Source organism: Paenibacillus sp. D9 (assembly GCF_001188365.1).
GTDB classification, from domain to species: domain Bacteria; phylum Bacillota; class Bacilli; order Paenibacillales; family Paenibacillaceae; genus Paenibacillus_O; species Paenibacillus_O humicus.
In genome coordinates this window covers 773098-789228 of record NZ_JZEJ01000001.1, presented here as the reverse complement: position 1 = coordinate 789228, position 16131 = coordinate 773098, and the positions used below count along the sequence as shown (strand labels likewise).

13 protein-coding genes are annotated in these 16131 nt (G+C 59.5%); 4 read left to right on the top strand and 9 right to left on the bottom strand.

The window, feature by feature from the left end; translation table 11 throughout:
• Positions 1–91 precede the first annotated feature (91 nt).
• The 6 genes from VE23_RS03680 to pdhA form a co-directional block, all read right to left on the bottom strand.
• On the bottom strand, positions 92–586 hold the full coding sequence (locus VE23_RS03680; protein WP_021877481.1) for a dihydrofolate reductase: 495 nt from the start codon (positions 584–586) through the stop codon (positions 92–94).
• Positions 583–1377 (bottom strand): thymidylate synthase, encoded by a 795-nt coding sequence (gene thyA / locus VE23_RS03675; RefSeq protein WP_049867315.1) that lies wholly within the window; start codon positions 1375–1377, stop codon positions 583–585. The genes VE23_RS03680 and thyA overlap by 4 nt, the downstream gene beginning before the upstream one ends.
• A 367-nt stretch (positions 1378–1744) precedes the next feature.
• Entirely contained in the window at positions 1745–3160 is a 1416-nt protein-coding gene (gene lpdA / locus VE23_RS03670; protein WP_021877479.1) for a dihydrolipoyl dehydrogenase, read from the bottom strand.
• A gap of 3 nt (positions 3161–3163) precedes the next feature.
• Positions 3164–4501 (bottom strand): dihydrolipoamide acetyltransferase family protein, encoded by a 1338-nt coding sequence (locus VE23_RS03665; RefSeq protein WP_049867314.1) that lies wholly within the window; start codon positions 4499–4501, stop codon positions 3164–3166.
• A gap of 121 nt (positions 4502–4622) precedes the next feature.
• A complete protein-coding gene (locus tag VE23_RS03660) occupies positions 4623–5600 on the bottom strand; it encodes an alpha-ketoacid dehydrogenase subunit beta (protein WP_021877477.1) in 978 nt (325 codons plus the stop codon).
• 41 nt (positions 5601–5641) lie between these two features.
• Positions 5642–6706, bottom strand: a complete 1065-nt coding sequence (gene pdhA / locus VE23_RS03655; protein WP_048745914.1) for a pyruvate dehydrogenase (acetyl-transferring) E1 component subunit alpha — start codon at positions 6704–6706, stop codon at positions 5642–5644.
• Between the two features lie 402 nt (positions 6707–7108).
• Between pdhA and VE23_RS03650 the strand changes: the two genes are divergently transcribed.
• Positions 7109–7840, top strand: coding sequence for an alpha/beta hydrolase (locus tag VE23_RS03650; RefSeq protein ID WP_048745869.1), 732 nt, complete (start codon positions 7109–7111; stop codon positions 7838–7840).
• An 87-nt stretch (positions 7841–7927) separates the two neighbouring features.
• Here the strand turns inward: VE23_RS03650 and VE23_RS03645 are convergent, their stop codons facing one another.
• On the bottom strand, positions 7928–8443 hold the full coding sequence (locus VE23_RS03645) for a low molecular weight protein-tyrosine-phosphatase (protein WP_049867313.1): 516 nt from the start codon (positions 8441–8443) through the stop codon (positions 7928–7930).
• A complete protein-coding gene (locus VE23_RS03640; RefSeq protein WP_048745872.1) occupies positions 8443–9087 on the bottom strand; it encodes a trimeric intracellular cation channel family protein in 645 nt (214 codons plus the stop codon). Before VE23_RS03640 ends, VE23_RS03645 begins: the two co-directional genes overlap by 1 nt.
• A 134-nt stretch (positions 9088–9221) precedes the next feature.
• Here VE23_RS03640 and VE23_RS03635 point away from each other — a divergent pair, with 134 nt between their 5' ends.
• A complete protein-coding gene (locus VE23_RS03635) occupies positions 9222–9881 on the top strand; it encodes a thiamine diphosphokinase (RefSeq protein WP_232316789.1) in 660 nt (219 codons plus the stop codon).
• A gap of 88 nt (positions 9882–9969) precedes the next feature.
• Here VE23_RS03635 and VE23_RS03630 read toward each other — a convergent pair whose 3' ends face one another.
• Positions 9970–11949, bottom strand: coding sequence for an endonuclease MutS2 (locus VE23_RS03630; RefSeq protein WP_049869622.1), 1980 nt, complete (start codon positions 11947–11949; stop codon positions 9970–9972).
• Between the two features lie 591 nt (positions 11950–12540).
• On the opposite strand from VE23_RS03630, the gene VE23_RS03625 reads away from it, so the two are divergent.
• Positions 12541–14286, top strand: a complete 1746-nt coding sequence (locus VE23_RS03625) for an ABC transporter ATP-binding protein (protein WP_048745876.1) — start codon at positions 12541–12543, stop codon at positions 14284–14286.
• Positions 14270–16099, top strand: a complete 1830-nt coding sequence (locus tag VE23_RS03620; RefSeq protein ID WP_049867311.1) for an ABC transporter ATP-binding protein — start codon at positions 14270–14272, stop codon at positions 16097–16099. Before VE23_RS03625 ends, VE23_RS03620 begins: the two co-directional genes overlap by 17 nt.
• The last annotated feature ends 32 nt before the right edge of the window (positions 16100–16131 follow it).

Genomic DNA, 16131 nt, shown 5'->3' with positions numbered 1-16131 from the left:
CTTTGTACCTCATCGTAGCATTGTTGACCGGTTGATCATAATGGAGTAAGCGTACAATCATTTGCACTTTGTCGCATGACAGCAATAAAGACTAATCCTTCACCCGTTCATAACGGTTGAAGCGGTAGGCGACTCCCAGCTTCTCGTCGCCCTTGCCGGGATAGGAATCCGCAAGTCTCCATTCTTCCTCGCGGAAGGATGGAAAGAAGGCGTCCCCGCCTCCGAATGAAGCGTCGATCTCCGTTAGCAGCAGGCAATCGGCATGAGGCAGCAGCAGCTCGTAGATCTGCTCGCCGCCGATCACCATCAGCTCCTCCCCCGCCGGCTCCAGCTGCAGAGCCTCATCGAGGGAATGCACCGTCTCGGCTCCTTCCGGCGTGAAGCCGGCGTCCCGGGTCAGGATCACGTTGCGCCTGTTCTTGAGCGGCCGGCTGCCGAACGACTCGAACGTTTTGCGTCCCATCAGCACCGTCTTGCCCATCGTCCGCTCCTTGAAGTAGCTCATGTCTTCGGGAAGCTTCCATGGAAGGTCGTTGCCGCGCCCGATAAGGCGGTCGCGGTCCATGCAGGCGATCATCGTAATCATATGGCGACCTCCGCCTTGATTGTAGGATGATGCTGATAGCCTACGATCTCGAAATCCTCGTAGCGGTATTCGAAGATGGATTCCGGACGCCTCTTCAGCACCAGCTGCGGCAGCGGATACGGCTCCCTCGTCAGCTGCAGCTTCACCTGCTCCAGGTGATTGCTGTAGATGTGGACGTCTCCGCCGGAATAGATCAGCTCTCCAGGCTCCAGATCGCATTGCTGCGCAATCATATGGGTCAGCATCGCATACTGGGCGATGTTGAACGGAAGACCGAGGAACGTATCCGAGGAACGCATCGTGAACATGCAGTTCAGCTTGCCGGCAGCCACCTGGAACTGAAAGACGAAATGGCATGGCGGCAGCTTCATATTGTCGACCTCTGCCACATTCCAGGCGCTCACCATATGGCGCCGCGAATCGGGATTGGTGCGGATGGAATCCACGACTCTCCGGATCTGATCGTGGACGTTGCCGTCCTTCCCTTCCCACGCCCGCCACTGGGAGCCGTACACAGGCCCGAGATCGCCGTTCTCGTCCGCCCATTCGTTCCAGATCCGCACCCCGTTCTCCTGCAGATAACGAATATTGGTGTCTCCGCTCAAAAACCACAGAAGCTCATGGATAATGGACTTCACATGCACCCGCTTGGTCGTGACCAAAGGAAATCCCTTCGACAAATCAAAGCGGAGCTGCCTGCCGAAGACGGCAATCGTTCCCGTGCCCGTCCGGTCGGAACGCTCCGTGCCGTTGTCAAGAATATCCTGCAAAAGCTCCAAGTAATTTTTCATGCAACCTTCCCCTTTGTCCCAATCTGTCTATAACCCGCTTTGAAAACCTTTTTCCTATTCTACCATCAGCAGGCGAGTTTTGTCTCCATTATGCAAGGAAATGTCGCAAGAAAACGATCGAATCGGCCTATAATCCTTTGGCGCGGTAACGATTAGGGGCAATAAAGGATTTTGGGCAGGAAGGAATAACCAAATAAGAAAAACCTCGTAAGCAGCTATAACGCTCCAAGCGCATCGATGCGTTGCAGCCGCTTTTACGACCCCCCGGCGCGTCGCCCCTCCTGCCTGCTCCCCAGACCAAACAAAAAACAGCCGGCACGCGGGGCCGGCTGTTGCTGCATGCCGCCAGAAATCGGCAGCGGATGTATTACTTGACGAAAACGTGGATCGGGTGGCCGAGAGCCACTTCCGCCGCATCCAGCACGATTTCGCCGAGCGTCGGGTGGGCATGGATCGTGAGGGCGATATCTTCAAGCGTAGCGCCCATCTCGATGGCCAGGCCGAGCTCGGAAATCATGTTGGAAGCTTCGATGCCCGCGATGTGGGCGCCGAGCACGAGGCCGCTGTCTTTGTCGGCGACGATTTTGACGAAGCCTTCTCCAGCGTTCAGGGAAAGCGCGCGTCCATTCGCCGCGAACGGGAATTTGCCGACTTGGACGTTGTAGCCTTTGTCCTTGGCTTCCTTCTCGGTCAGGCCGACGCTTGCGCATTCCGGATCGGAGAAGCATACCGCAGGCATGCACTTGTAGTCGACTTTGCTCGGCTGTCCGCCGATGACTTCAGCCGCGACGCGGCCTTCATACATCGCTTTGTGGGCAAGCGCAGGACCGGCAACGATATCGCCGATAGCGAAGATATGCGGAATGTTCGTGCGTCCTTCGTCGTTGACTTCGATAAGGCCGCGGTCCGTCATCTTGATGTTGATGAGATCAAGGCCAAGCTCTCCGTCCGTGTTCGGACGGCGTCCGACCGTTACGAGCAGGTAGTCGGCCGTGATTTTCTCTTCCTTGTCGCCGACCGTGTACGTAACGGTGACGTCCTTGTCGGTCTGCTCGGAGCTTTTCGCCATCGCGCCGGTGATGATGTCGGCTTTTTTGGCTTTGAGCTTTTTCGCCACGAGCTGGGACATGTCTTTGTCGAAGCCGGGCAGGATGGAATCGGATCCTTCGAGAATCGTCACCTTCGTGCCGAACTTGCTGTACATTTGGCTCAGCTCGATGCCGATGTAGCCGCCGCCGATGACGACGAGGCTCTTCGGAATCTCAGGCAGCGTCAGAGCGCCCGTGGAGGACACGATGCGTCCGCCGAACGGGAATGCCTTCAGCTCGATCGGACGGGAGCCCGTCGCGATGATGCAGTTCTTGAACCGGTAGCGCGGCGCTTCCTGATCGTTGAAGACGCGGGCTTCGTTTTCGTTGATGAACATGACTTCGCCGGCAAAGTACTGGACTTTGTTCGCTTTCAGCAGGCTGGCTACGCCGCCGGTCAGCTTCTTGACGACGCTGCCGCGGAACTCCTGAATCTTGGACCAGTCGACCTTCACGTCGGCGGCCGTAATGCCGATCGCTTCGGAATGGCTTACCGTGTCGAATTGATGGGAAGCCGAGATCAGAGCCTTGGAAGGAATGCAGCCGACGTTCAAGCAGACGCCGCCTACATATTCCTTATCTACGCAGAGCACGCTCTGGCCGAGCTGAGCGGCGCGGATCGCCGCTACATATCCGCCTGGGCCGGCACCAATTACCAGTGTATCGATATCGAGAGATGGATCTCCTACTACCATGAGTTATACCTCCATAACGAGCAGCTGAGGGTCGCCCAGAAGCTGTTTAATGTAGTTAAGGAAATTCTGAGCCGTCGCACCGTCGATGATGCGGTGGTCGAAGCTGAGGGACAGAGCCATGACGGAAGCAGGAACGATTTGGCCGTTCTTGATGACAGGCTTGTCGGAAATGCGGCCTACGCCAAGGATCGCGACTTCAGGGAAGTTGATGATCGGCGTGAAGAACATGCCGCCGGCGGAGCCGATGTTCGTGATCGTGATCGTGCTGCCTTTGAGCTCGGCGCCGGTAAGCTTGCCGTCGCGGCCGCGGATAGCCAGGTCGCGGATGGAATCGGCGATCGTCCAGACGTTTTTGCGGTCGGCATGCTCGATGACCGGTACGATGAGGCCGTTGTCGGTATCCGTCGCAATGCCGATGTTGTAATATTTGCGGAGCACGATTTCCTGGGACTCCTCATCCAGCATCGCGTTCATGATCGGGAACTCGCGGCAAGCCGCTACGAGTGCTTTCACGATGAACGGCAGGTAAGTGAGCTTGACGCCTTTTTTCTCGGCGACGGGCTTCGCTTTTTGGCGAAGCTCGACCAGAGCGGTCACGTCGACTTCATCCATCAGCGTGACATGCGGAGCCGTATAAGCGGACTTCGCCATCGCGCCGGCGATGATTTTGCGGATGCCCTTGAACGGCAAGCGCTCTTCCGGACGGTCTCCGCCTTGGGATGCCACCGGAGCGGCTTTCGCTTCTCCAGCGCCTTTGGCAGCAACAGCCGCGTTGTCGGGAGCTGCCGCCGGAGTCGATTTGCCGCCGCCTGCAGCGAACTGCTCGACATCCTCGCGGGTCACCTTGCCGTTTTTGCCCGTGCCTTGGACGGCCGTGATGTCCACGCCTTTTTCGCGGGCAAGCTTGCGTACGCTAGGAGTGGCAAGCACGCTGCCCTTGGCTGCGCCTTGGGCCTTGGCCGGCTGCGCGGCGGGAGCCGCGTCCTTCGCCGTCACTTCGGCATCGGCTTTGGCTGCGCCTGGAGCGACATTGGCCGCTTCGTCCTTCGCTACTTCCTTCGCGCTGTCCTCGGCAGGAGCCGCGCCTTCCGGAAGATCGCCTTCGGCATCGATGATCGCGACCACTTCGCCTACATGGCATACCTGACCGTCCTTCGCGAATACTTCAAGCACGGTGCCGTTGACCGGACAAGGCACTTCCACGACGGCTTTGTCGTTCTGCACTTCCATAATGATGTCATCGTCGGTTACTTTGTCGCCCGGCTTGATATGCATGGTCATGATTTCGCCTTCATGCAGACCTTCGCCGAGCTCCGGGAACCGGTATTCGAATTTTGCCACGGATGTACCTCCTTTTGCGTCTAGAGCTTGGTGATGGGCCGCGGAGCTGGGACAAGCCCCTGCAGAGACGGGCCTGCCCGCTCCTCGCCATCGGAACCAGCCGGCAGTCCGGCCGGATGGATTAGAAGTCGAGGACTTTCTTCACGCCGGCGATGATGCGCGCAGGCGTCGGAAGCCATTGATCCTCGATCTGCGCATACGGGTACACCGTATCCGGTCCGGCTACGCGCAGGACAGGAGCTTCCAGATGGAGAATGGCCTTCTCGTTGATCTGAGCGATGACCTCGGCAGCAGCGCCGGAAGTTTTTTGCGCTTCCTGCACGATGATGACGCGGTTCGTCTTCTTGATGGATTCCACGATTGTATCGATGTCAAGCGGCATCAGCGTGCGCAGGTCGATGACTTCGACCTTGACGCCTTCCTTCTCCAGCTCCTCGGCTGCTTTCACAGAGGTGTGGACCATCATGCCGTACGTAACGATCGTCACGTCGCTGCCCTCGCGGACGACGTTGGCCTTGCCGAGCGGAATCGTGTACTCTTCTTCCGGCACTTCGGCGCGGAAGGCGCGGTACAGGTTCAAGTGCTCCATGAAGAAGACCGGATCGTTGTCGCGGATGGCGGAGATCATGAGGCCCTTGGCGTCGTATGGATTGGAAGGAATGACGACCTTGATGCCGGGAGTCTGCATCGCAAGGCCTTCCAGGGAATCCGTATGCAGCTCGGCTGCCTTCACGCCGCCGCCGAACGGGGTGCGGAATACGATCGGCGAGTTGTAGCGGCCGCCGGAACGGTAGCGCATGCGGGCCGCTTGAACGAACATTTGATCCAATGCTTCATAGATGAAGCCGACGAACTGAATTTCAGCGACGGGGCGGAAGCCTTGGACGCCGAGGCCTACCGCCATGCCGGCCAGAGCGGATTCCGCGAGCGGCGTATCGAATACGCGCTCCTCGCCGAATTCCTTCTGCAGTCCTTCCGTCACGCGGAAGACGCCGCCGGTATGGCCGACGTCCTCCCCGAACAGCATTACATTATCGTCACGCTTAAGCTCGGTCCGCAGAGCGTCGCGGATTGCTTCAAGCATATTCATTTGAGCCATGTTAACAGGTTCCTCCTTCGGTGGATCGGCCGCTTGGCCGCTTAGAAATCGGCTTTTTGCTCTTCAAGATGCGCAGGCGTGTTCTCGAACATCGAGTCGATCAGGCCGCCGACCGTCATTTTCTCGGTCGCCTCGGCTTTTTTGATCGCATCGTTCACGGCTGCTTTGGCTTCTTCTTTCACGCGAGCCGTATCTTCCTCTGTCCAGAGGCCTTTTTTGTCCAGATATTTGCCGAAGCGGATGATCGGATCCTTTTGGGTCCATTCGCTTTCCTCGTCCTTCGTACGGTACTTGGTCGTATCGTCGGAGAGGGAATGGGGACGGAAACGGTACGTCAGCAGCTCGATCAGCGTCGCGCCTTCGCCGTTGCGTCCGCGCTCGGCAGCTTCGGATACCGCTTTGACGACAGCCAATACGTCCATGCCGTCAACCTGCACGCCTTTGATGCCGGCAGCGAGAGCCTTGTGGGCGATCGACTGGGCAGCCGTCTGCTTGGAATAAGGAGTCGTAATCGCGTAGCCGTTGTTTTGCACGACATAGATCGCAGGCAGCTTATAGGCGCCCGCGAAGTTCAGGCCTTCGTAGAAATCGCCCTCGGACGAGCCGCCGTCGCCGGTGTACGTAATCGCAACGCGCTTCTCGCCGCGCTTCTTGAATGCCATCGCAACGCCGGTCGCATGGAGGATCTGAGCGCCGATGATGATTTGCGGCATCAGGACGTTGACGCCTTCGGGAATCTGGCCGCCATGCTGATGGCCGCGGGAGTACAGGAACGCTTGGTACAGCGGAAGGCCGTGCCAGACGATCTGAGGCATGTCGCGGTAAGCCGGGCAGATGAAGTCTTCCTTGTTCAGTGCGTATTCGCTTCCGATCATGGAAGCTTCCTGGCCGGATACCGGCGCGTAGAAGCCGAGACGGCCTTGACGGCCGAGATTAACGGCGCGCTCATCCCAAGTGCGCGTGAAGACCATGCGGTACATCAGTTCCTTCAATTGTTCGTCGCTGAGCTCCGGCATGAGATCCGGATTCACGACTTCGCCCTCCGGCGAAAGAATCGTAAGCGGCTCTACGTTATCACTGTGGACTTCGTAAGAATGCTTGTTCATGAGCTTGCTCATCAGGGAGGTTCACCTCGATTTGTTATTTGAATCTTGATCTGCTCTGTTATAGAATTATTATAAACCTGTTACCTTGAAACGGTCAAAAAAAATTGCGTGAAAGCGGCGATTTTTCATGATTTTCAAGAAATATGTGCATGAATTGTATGTGTAACAGCCTTGCAATTTCAGTAGTACAGGATAGTACAACAAGCGTTTTCATAAGCGGCGGACGTTCTGGATGCCAAGGAACGGCGAGAGCCGGCTGCGACGGGATGGGATTTCCAGCCGCGAGATCTCCATTTCAGAAAAATGAAAAACAGCTGCAGGCCGGAACGGCGGGGCGCGGGACATCTCCTTATTGTTTACCCTAAGCTCCGCTTCCCCATGCAGCCCAAGGAGGACATAAGCATGACCGACGACAAATACTTGAAACGGACCATCGTGAAGGAAACGGTGCCGAGCGCCTTCCTGGATACGGGCTCCCGCGATCTGAGGATCTACCTTCCCCCCGGCTACAACGAAGTGCTGAGCTACCCGGTCGTGTACGGCCAGGACGGCGAAGACCTGTTCAACTTCGGACGGATCGCGACGCTCGCCAACAAGCTGATCATCGACGGCGAGATCGAGCCCTTCATCATTGTCGGAGTCGACGTGGACAAAAAGAAGCGCACGGCCGAATATTCCCCGGACGGCAGCCTGCACGAAGCCTACGTCCGCTTTTTCGCGGAAGAGATGCTTCCCTTCGTCGAGGAGCGCTATCCGGTCCGGCGCGAGCGCTCGGAGCGGCTGCTCGTCGGCGATTCGCTCGGCGGCACGGTGTCCCTTCATCTCGCGCTCCGGTATCCGGATATTTGGAGCCGCGTCCTCTCGCTGTCCGGCGCATTTTATGAGGCCTCGCAGCAGCTGGCGGCGCTGGAGCAGGAGCTTGGCTGGCTGCAGCTGTACCAGTATGTCGGCTTGCAGGAAACCGACTACCAGACCGATACGGGCATCTACGACTTCGTCACGCTGAACCGCGAGATGCGGGAGCTGCTCGAGGCCAAGGGCGCCGGGATCCTGTATACGGAAAAAGACGGCAAGCATCAATGGGGCTTCTGGCAGCGGGAAATTCCCGACGGCCTCAAGCATTTCATGGACTGATCAGCTGTCATGGCGCAAAAAAAAGGGAAACGGCCGGAAAGCCGCTTCCCTTTTTTTTATTCGCCTTTGGCGTGCTGCCGCCCACTTCTATACGCGCGCATGGCCGGCAAGTCTGGCCTGATCGTTCTTGATTAAGCTCAGCAGCCGGTCGCAGCCGACGTTCACGAGGCGGAACGTCTCCTCGAAATCGCCGGTATAATATGGATCCGGCACCCCGGCACGCTCCTGCCCCGGAAGCAGCTCCATGAAACGAAGCAGCTCGCCGTCCGGTTCGATGGACCACTCCCGCAGCAGCTCCCTCACATCCTGCTCGTTCTTCTCGTCCATGCAGACGATATAGTCGGCCTGCTCCAGAGCCTGCCGGCTGACGAGCGTCGAAATCATTCCCTGGCAGGAGATTCCGGCCGCGTCCAGCATCCGGCGCGTGCCCTCATGAGGCGAATGGCCGAGATGCCAGTCTCCGGTTCCGCAGCTGCCGGCTTCGACGATTCCGCCAAGCCCCTGTTCCTCCGCCTTGTGCCGGAGAACCGCCTCGGCCATCGGGGAACGGCAGATGTTGCCGAGGCATACGAACAGAACCTTCGTCTTCTTGTTGTCCGCCATCAGAACAGCCCTCCCTTTCTCATGTCTCCCGAGGCGGGACGCAGCGACCTTCTCGGCAGCCTCCACTTGAATATGACCGAGAACATGCGCATGACGATGATCAGCACGAACAGGACGATCAGCCCGACCGTGCTTCCCGGCCATCCGAGGCCGATCGCGGCGCCGGCGAGAATGGCCCATACCGCGTAGATCTCGTCGCGCAGCACGAGCGGCTTGCGCCCGGCGAGCAGATCGCGGATGATTCCGCCTCCAATGCCGGTAAGCGTGGCGGCGACCATGACCGCGCTGAGCGGATGCTTCATGCCCGTGGCGTACAAGGCGCCCTGTATCGCGAACGCCGACAGGCCGATGGCATCGAACAGCGCCTCCATCCTGCGCCAATGCTGGATCCAGCCGACCGGCAGCAGGAAGGCGATCGTCATCGCCGCCAGCGCAACCTTGATGAGAAGGCCCTGGGTCCATAACGTCGTGACCGGAACCCCGATGAGCAGGTTGCGGATGACGCCGCCTCCGAATGCGGTCACAAGTCCGAGCACGAAGACGCCCAGAATGTCATACTCTTCCTCCATGGCGACGATCGCTCCGCTGACCGCGAACGCAATCGTGCCGATAATGCTGAATACGGCAAAAATATCGGTGTACAAGTTCTAACGCCCCTTAAGTCTCCATCATCCTACCTATAATAGCCGCGAGGGATGCAGGACGCAACCGTCATTGCGGCATCGTCTCCGGACAAGCTATAATGTCGGCAGATTCAATCCCGAAAGGATGGAAAACCTTGGAACCGTCAACCTTCAATGGCCGGGTCGTCATCGTATCCGGAGGCAGTCTCGGCAGCTGGATTCTGGATTTGATCCAAGAAGGCGACCGCATCATCGGAGCCGACGCCGGAGCGCTGTTTCTCGTGCGCCATGGCATCAAGCCTCATCTGTCGCTCGGCGACTTCGACTCCGTAAGCCCGGAGGAGCAGAAGGATATCCGCGCCGAAAGCCTCGAGTCGGCTTCCTTCGATCCCGTCGACAAAAACTACACGGATACCGAGCTTGCCTTCCGACGTGGCCTTGACCTGAAGCCGTCGTCGATTCTCCTGCTGGGCGCGACGGGAAGCCGCCTTGACCACACGCTCGCCAATGTGCACTTGCTGCGGTTGTCCGCGGAACAGGGCATTCCCGCAGCCATCGAGGACGCTGCGAACCGGATCCGCGTGCTGCCGCCGGGCTCATCGATGGCATTGGGCCGCAGCCGCTTCGAGCATATCTCGCTGCTGCCGCTCAGCATGCGCGTAGCCGGCATCAACCTTGCCGGATTTCAATATCCGCTGACCGACGCAAGCCTGGAGATCGGCCAGTCGCTCGGCATCAGCAATGCTTTGGCCGCCGAATCCGGCACCGTATCGTCGGCGGAAGGCTGGCTTCTCGTCATCGAGAGCATCGGCTGAGATCCCGTTTGCCGACTTTGGCCGTTCGCGGTCTGCTGTTCGCCGTTCGCCTTCGGCCGCTTGCCGCTTGCCTCCGGCTTGACACCGGTCATTCCTTGCCGCCGTCGCCCGGCGTCTCGATGCTCAGCCCATCGACATGCTTGCGGGACATCAGCTTCCTGGCCTTGCGGTTTTCCTTCGAATCGAACACGATGTCGAGATCGTACTCCGTTCCCGGATAGAGCTGCTCTTTCTCGATATACAAGGACAGCCGCTTGCGGTTGAAGCTTCTCTTTTCCTTTTGGACCTGAACCCCGACCTCTCCCCGCTCATCCGCTTCACGGAAGACGATGCCCGTTCTCCGGAGCGGGTAGATCCAAACGCAGTCTCCGACGCGGAAATGCACCTTCTCCTTCCCCTCCGCTTTTTTGGCATTTCCCGCCGAAGCGGGCTCCGCCTTGCTTCGCTCCCTTGCTCCAGTCCGTTCCGGATCGCTTTGCCTCCTATCGAGAGGCTTCATCGAAGGAGCTTCCGAAGCTCCTTCCTGCCGCTGAAACTCCGGAGACCGATGCGGCCTCAGCTGCTCCGCACGGTCGAGGATGGACTTGGGCAGTCCGTATCGCCTCGCGATCGCCAGCGCGTAGCTGTCCCCCGCTTCTCCCGGCTCCAGCCGGTACAGCGGCTGCAGAGATTCCGGATCGAAGGCCATGCGGGCGTTCATGCAGCGTCCGGTGCGCGCGGCATACGCTTTGATTTCATTGAAATGAGTCGTCACGGCAAGCTTCGAGCCTCGCCGTCCCAGCTCCTCCAGCACGGCGATGGAAAGCGCGATCCCTTCACCCGGATCCGTCCCTGCGGCGAGCTCATCGAGCAGGACGAGCGTCCTCCTTCCAGCCGTGGCCAGCACTTCCCGCAGAACGGCCAGATGGGCGGAAAAGGTGCTGAGCGACTGCTCGATGCTCTGCCCGTCTCCTACATCGGCCAGCACATCGTCGAACATGCCGATCGACGTCCCTTCGGCCGCCGGCAGAAACAAGCCTGCCTGGGCCATGAGCACGAACAGGCCGATCGTCTTGAGCGCCAGCGTCTTGCCTCCCGTGTTGGGACCGGTAATGTACAGCTGATCCCATTCCAGGCCGAGCTCGGCATCGATAGGAACAGCTTTGTTCCCGAGCAGCGGATGGCGCCCGGACACGATCCTGAGAGCGGGTTCGGCTTCAAGCGCGGGCTCCGTCCCGCTGTACGAGATCGCCAGCTTGCCTCTCGCGAGAATGAAATCGAACATCGCCATCGTCTCCAGGTTGATGCCGAGCTGCGGCCCATGCTCCTCCGCCAGCTCCGACAGCCCGGCCAGGATGCGCAGCCGCTCCTGCTCCTCCGCCGATTTCCATGAAGACAGCTCCGCCTGCAGATCGGCAATGTCGGCCGGCTCTACGAACAGCGTCTGGCCGCTGGCGGATTCATCCCATACGGTTCCAGGCACCAGCTTGCGGTGCTCGCGCCGGACCGCGAGGACGAACCTGCCGCTGCGCTGGCTGATGACGGCTTCCTGAAGGGCATTTCGATATTTGGCCAGCGAAGCGTCGAGCTTCCTCCGTATTCGGTCCTCCGCCACTCCGTAAGCGCGCCTGATCCGGGACAGCTCGGGCGAAGCATGGTCATGCAGCCATCCTCCCCGGATGCAGCGATCCAGCTCGGCCCGCAGCTCCGGACAATCGCGCATGGAAGAGGCGTAGCCGGACAGAAGCGGCGCGGCATCTCTCTTGGCCTCCATGTAGCGCTTCATCTGCGCCACGGAGCCGAGCCATGCCGACAAGCCCGACAGCTCGCGCTCGTCGTAGATTCTGCCCTTGCCGAGCAGCGCAAGGAACGGACCGATGCCTTCCATCGCGGACAGCGGTACGCTCGCTCCCGACGCCAGCAGCGACTCCGCTTCGGCCGTCTCGCGGAGCCACTGCGCCGCCTGTCTCCCTACCGGGCTTGGACGATGCTTCTGAGCCAGCCTGAGGCCGGGCTCCGATACGGTGAAGCCGCACAGCTGCTCATGGATGGCGTCGTATTCCAGTCTTGCCATGGATGCTTGATTCAACTTGATTTCCTCCCCGAAAATGCTCATGTCCATATCGACCCAGCCGCTAGAAGGCGTTCAAGGACACAAAAAAACAGGAGGGAACGCGGAAGCGCTCCACTCCTGTCGGGCTAGGTACCTGCTGCCGTCTTTCCCCAGTACGCCTCCAATGACCGGCTGCCGCAAGCCTCGGTGAACAGCTTGCGGCGGCAGGTGCATGGGAAACGAAAAAAACCGTGCTCGAAGGAGCACGGAATACCGGTAAGACGATTGTCCGCAGACCATCGCTCAGGGTGAGTATCCACATGTTCTCAACTCTTCATAAGCGCACCCGAAAAACCTAGTGAATGAATCCATTCATAAGGGTAATGACTTCGAGAAGCGCCATATAAAATTTAAGAGTTAAGAACACCTGTAATCATCAATAGCTCCCCTTTGGATGAAAGTCGGCTGGAATCGTATAGCTCCCACGAGCATACAAACAAAATCGATTTTCGTCAAGAGCTTCCGCCGCCCGAATGCCGTCTCCCGAAAACCCCTTTTTGTTTAGTAGTGAATTATATTCGGAGCCGCCTTATAATGGAACCAACGCTGCATCGCAGGAGGTACGAGATGAAATTAAGGCTGCTGACCCCTTACCTGGCTTCAAGAGGCTGGCTCTACACCGCCTCGCTGCTGCTTATCGCCGCCGGAAACATCATCCAGTCCTACTACCCGCACATTCTCGGAGAGTTCATCGACCGTCTCAAAAACGATGATATCGCGATGCCCGACATCCGAATGTACGCGCTCATGCTCGTCGCCATCGCCGTCTGCTACGGCTCCATGGCCGGCCTCGGACAATACCTCATCATGAGGCTCGGCAGAGGCTTCGAGCGGCTGATGCGCAAGCGTCTGTTCCGCCACTTCACCCGGCTGAGCGAGTCCTACTACGCCAAGCACGGCGTCGGCCAAATGCTGAGCTACGTCATGAACGACGTCACCTCCGTCCGGGAAGCCATCTCGGTATGCCTCAATCAGACGGCCAACGCCGTCATCCTGCTCCTGTCGGCCTTCGTCATGATGGCCGCTTCGGGACTTCCTTGGGGACTCATCGTTCCTTGCGTGTCCCCCCTGCTGCTGATTCCGTTCCTGGTCGTCTACTTCGGACCGCGGATCCGCAAGCGCTCCCGCATCGTGCAGAACGCCCTCGCGCGCATGACCGAATCGGCCGAGGAGCAGTTCGGCGGCATGCGCGTCACCCAGAAATTCGCCGCCGAGGACGTCATGGCGGAGAGATTCGGCGGCACCGTCGACCGGATCAGGGAAAGCCAGCTCGGACTGGTGCGGATGTCTTCCTTTTTCCAGGCGTTGCTTCCGTTTCTCGGCGCCCTGTCGCTGGTCGTCACGATCGCTTACGGCGGCTATCAGGCTCTGAGCGGAGCCATTACGATCGGAATGTTCGTCTCCTTGACGCTTTATGTTCGGCTGATGATCAATCCTCTGCAGCAGATCGGCAACGTCATCAACACGATGCAGCGGTCCCGCGCCAGCCTTGAGCGGCTGCAGGAGCTTCTGTCCATCATCCCGGATATCAGCGATGCGGAGCAGTCCGTCCCGCTCTCCGGATCCGGAATCGAGCTGCGCGGCCTCAGCTTCAACTACCCCGGCTCGCCCATGGAGGCGCTCCATGATATCCAGCTCTCTGTTAAGCCGGGCATGACTGCGGGAATCATCGGCCGGACCGGCAGCGGCAAAACGACGATCGCCAAGCTGCTGCTGCGGATCTACGAAGCACCCCCGCGAACGATCCGGATCGGCGAAACCGATATCCGGGAGCTCGGCCTCGGCAGCCTGCGCGAGAATATCGCCTATGTCCCGCAGGACGGCTTCCTGTTCAGCACGACGATGCGCGACAACATCGCCTTCTCCAGGCGCAATGCCGAGCAGAGGGAGGTCGAGGACGCCTCCCGCCAAGCCGGCATCTACGAGAGCATCCAGCAGTTCAGCGAGGGCTTCCAGACCCGCCTCGGCGAGCGAGGCGTCACGCTTTCCGGCGGACAGAGGCAGCGCACGAGCCTGGCCAGAGGGCTCATCAAGGACGCTCCCATTCTCATTCTCGACGACAGCGTCAGCGCTGTCGATGCCGTCACTGAAACGGCCATCATCCGCAATATCCAGCAGCTCCGCCAAAACAAGACCACGCTGATCATCGCGCATCGCATCAGCGCGCTCAAGCATGCCGATGTCATCTTCGTCATGGACGAAGGCCGGATCGTCCAGCAAGGAACGCATGAAAGCCTGCTGGCGGAGAAAGGCATCTATGCGGAGCTGTTCGCCCTGCAGCAAGGAGGGACTTCACATGGCCAAATCGGCTGAGCATGCCGAAGCAGCGAAGCAGCAGCAAAACCCGGCCCGCTCCAAGGAAGCCCGAAAAGGCATCATGATCTATGCCAAGCCGTATCGCAAAGCGTTCGCAGGCGTATTCTTCTGCACGCTGATCGCGGTATTCGCCGACCTGCTCCAGCCTTATCTCGTCAAGATCGTCATCGACGACCACCTCATGAAAGGCAGGACGGAATTTCGGCCGCTGCTGCTCATCGGCGTCCTGTATCTTCTTCTGTCCATTCTCGCGCTGCTGTTCTCCTATCTACAGAACAACCTGATTCAGCGCACCGGCCAAGGCATCGTGGCAAGCCTCCGCAAGGACTTGTTCCGCCATATATCCCGGCTGTCCCCGTCTTTCTTCGACCGGACGTCGAGCGGCAGCCTCGTGACGCATGTATCCAGCGACACGGAGACGGTCAGCCAATTTTTCACCCAGGTGCTGATGAGCCTCATGCGCGACGGGATGACGCTGCTGCTCATCATCGTGCTCATGTTCCAGCTCGATCCCGTGCTCGCTTCCTACAGCATGGTGCTGCTTCCCGTCATCGGCATCATCGCGTTCTCCTTCCGCAGCTACATGCGCAAGACGTACCAGCTGTCGCGCAGCCGGCTGTCGCGCCTGATCGCCTTCACGGCCGAGAACCTCTCCGGCATGAATCTGGTGCAGGCTTTCCATCAGGAGAAGGAGCAGGAGCGCCAGTTCGCCGAAAAGAACGAAACGTACTTCGAGGCCAATCTGAGGGAAATCCGCACGAACGTGCTGTTCAACCGCTCCTTCGACCTGCTGGGCAACCTGTCGGTCGCCTTCATCGCCTGGCTCGGAGGCCGCGCCGTCCTGGGCGAAAGCCTGGAATTCGGCATCCTGTATGCGTTCATCACGTATATCCGGCAGTTTTTCCAGCCCATCAATGCGATTACCCAGCAATGGAATACGCTGCAATCCGCCTCCGTATCGATGGACCGGATCTGGGGTCTGCTTAGCACCAAGCCCGATCTTCCGGATGAAGGAAAAGCCTCCTTCCCGGTCTTGAACGGGGGCGGCAGTCCGAAGGTCAGCGGCGCCATCGATTTCCGCAACGTGACGTTCGGCTATGGGGACGGGGAGCCGGTCATCAAGGCGCTGAGCCTGAGCATCCGTCCCGGAGAGAGAATCGGCATCGTCGGCACGACAGGAGCCGGCAAAAGCTCGCTGATCAGCCTTCTGTGCCGGTTCTACGACGTGCGGAAGGGTTCGGTGCGGATCGACGGCATCGACGTGCGCGAGCTCCCTCTCGCCACGCTCAGCCGGACGGTCGGGCTGGTCCAGCAGGAGCCGTACCTGTTCTCGGGCTCGATCATCGACAACATCCGCCTGTTCGACACCCGCTTCAGCCGGGAGCAAGCGATGGAGGCTTGCCGGTTCGTCGGGGCCGACGCTTTGATCCGCCGTCTGCCGGACGGTTATGACACGATGCTGAGCGAAAAAGGCAGCGGACTGTCCACCGGAGAGCGGCAGCTGCTCAGCTTTGCCCGCATCGTGCTCTATCAGCCTGCCATTCTCGTGCTGGACGAGGCGACGGCGAATCTCGACTCCAGCACCGAGCAGCTCGTCCAGCGGGCGCTGGACGCCGTTGCGGCGGGAAGGACGACACTCGTCATCGCCCATCGCATTTCGACTGTCATGGATGCGGACCGCATCATCGTCATGCGCAGCGGCATCATCGCCGAGCAGGGCAGCCACGAGGAGCTGGTCCGGCAGCGCGGCTATTACGAGCAGCTGTTCCGCCATTCCCAGGGCCGCCCGGAAGAACGCGGAGCCGGCTAGACAGCCCGTAGACCAAACAAGCAGCCCCCGAC

Excerpts from the sequence above, each read along its gene's own strand:
- VE23_RS03680 (WP_021877481.1), bottom strand. The coding sequence starts at position 586 with ATGATTACGATGATCGCCTGCATGGACCGCGACCGCCTTATCGGGCGC.
- thyA (WP_049867315.1), bottom strand. The coding sequence starts at position 1,377 with ATGAAAAATTACTTGGAGCTTTTGCAGGATATTCTTGACAACGGCACG.
- lpdA (WP_021877479.1), bottom strand. The coding sequence starts at position 3,160 with ATGGTAGTAGGAGATCCATCTCTCGATATCGATACACTGGTAATTGGT.
- VE23_RS03660 (WP_021877477.1), bottom strand. The coding sequence starts at position 5,600 with ATGGCTCAAATGAATATGCTTGAAGCAATCCGCGACGCTCTGCGGACC.
- pdhA (WP_048745914.1), bottom strand. The coding sequence starts at position 6,706 with ATGAACAAGCATTCTTACGAAGTCCACAGTGATAACGTAGAGCCGCTT.
- VE23_RS03650 (WP_048745869.1), top strand. The coding sequence starts at position 7,109 with ATGACCGACGACAAATACTTGAAACGGACCATCGTGAAGGAAACGGTG.
- VE23_RS03645 (WP_049867313.1), bottom strand. The coding sequence starts at position 8,443 with ATGGCGGACAACAAGAAGACGAAGGTTCTGTTCGTATGCCTCGGCAAC.
- VE23_RS03625 (WP_048745876.1), top strand. The coding sequence starts at position 12,541 with ATGAAATTAAGGCTGCTGACCCCTTACCTGGCTTCAAGAGGCTGGCTC.
- VE23_RS03620 (WP_049867311.1), top strand. The coding sequence starts at position 14,270 with ATGGCCAAATCGGCTGAGCATGCCGAAGCAGCGAAGCAGCAGCAAAAC.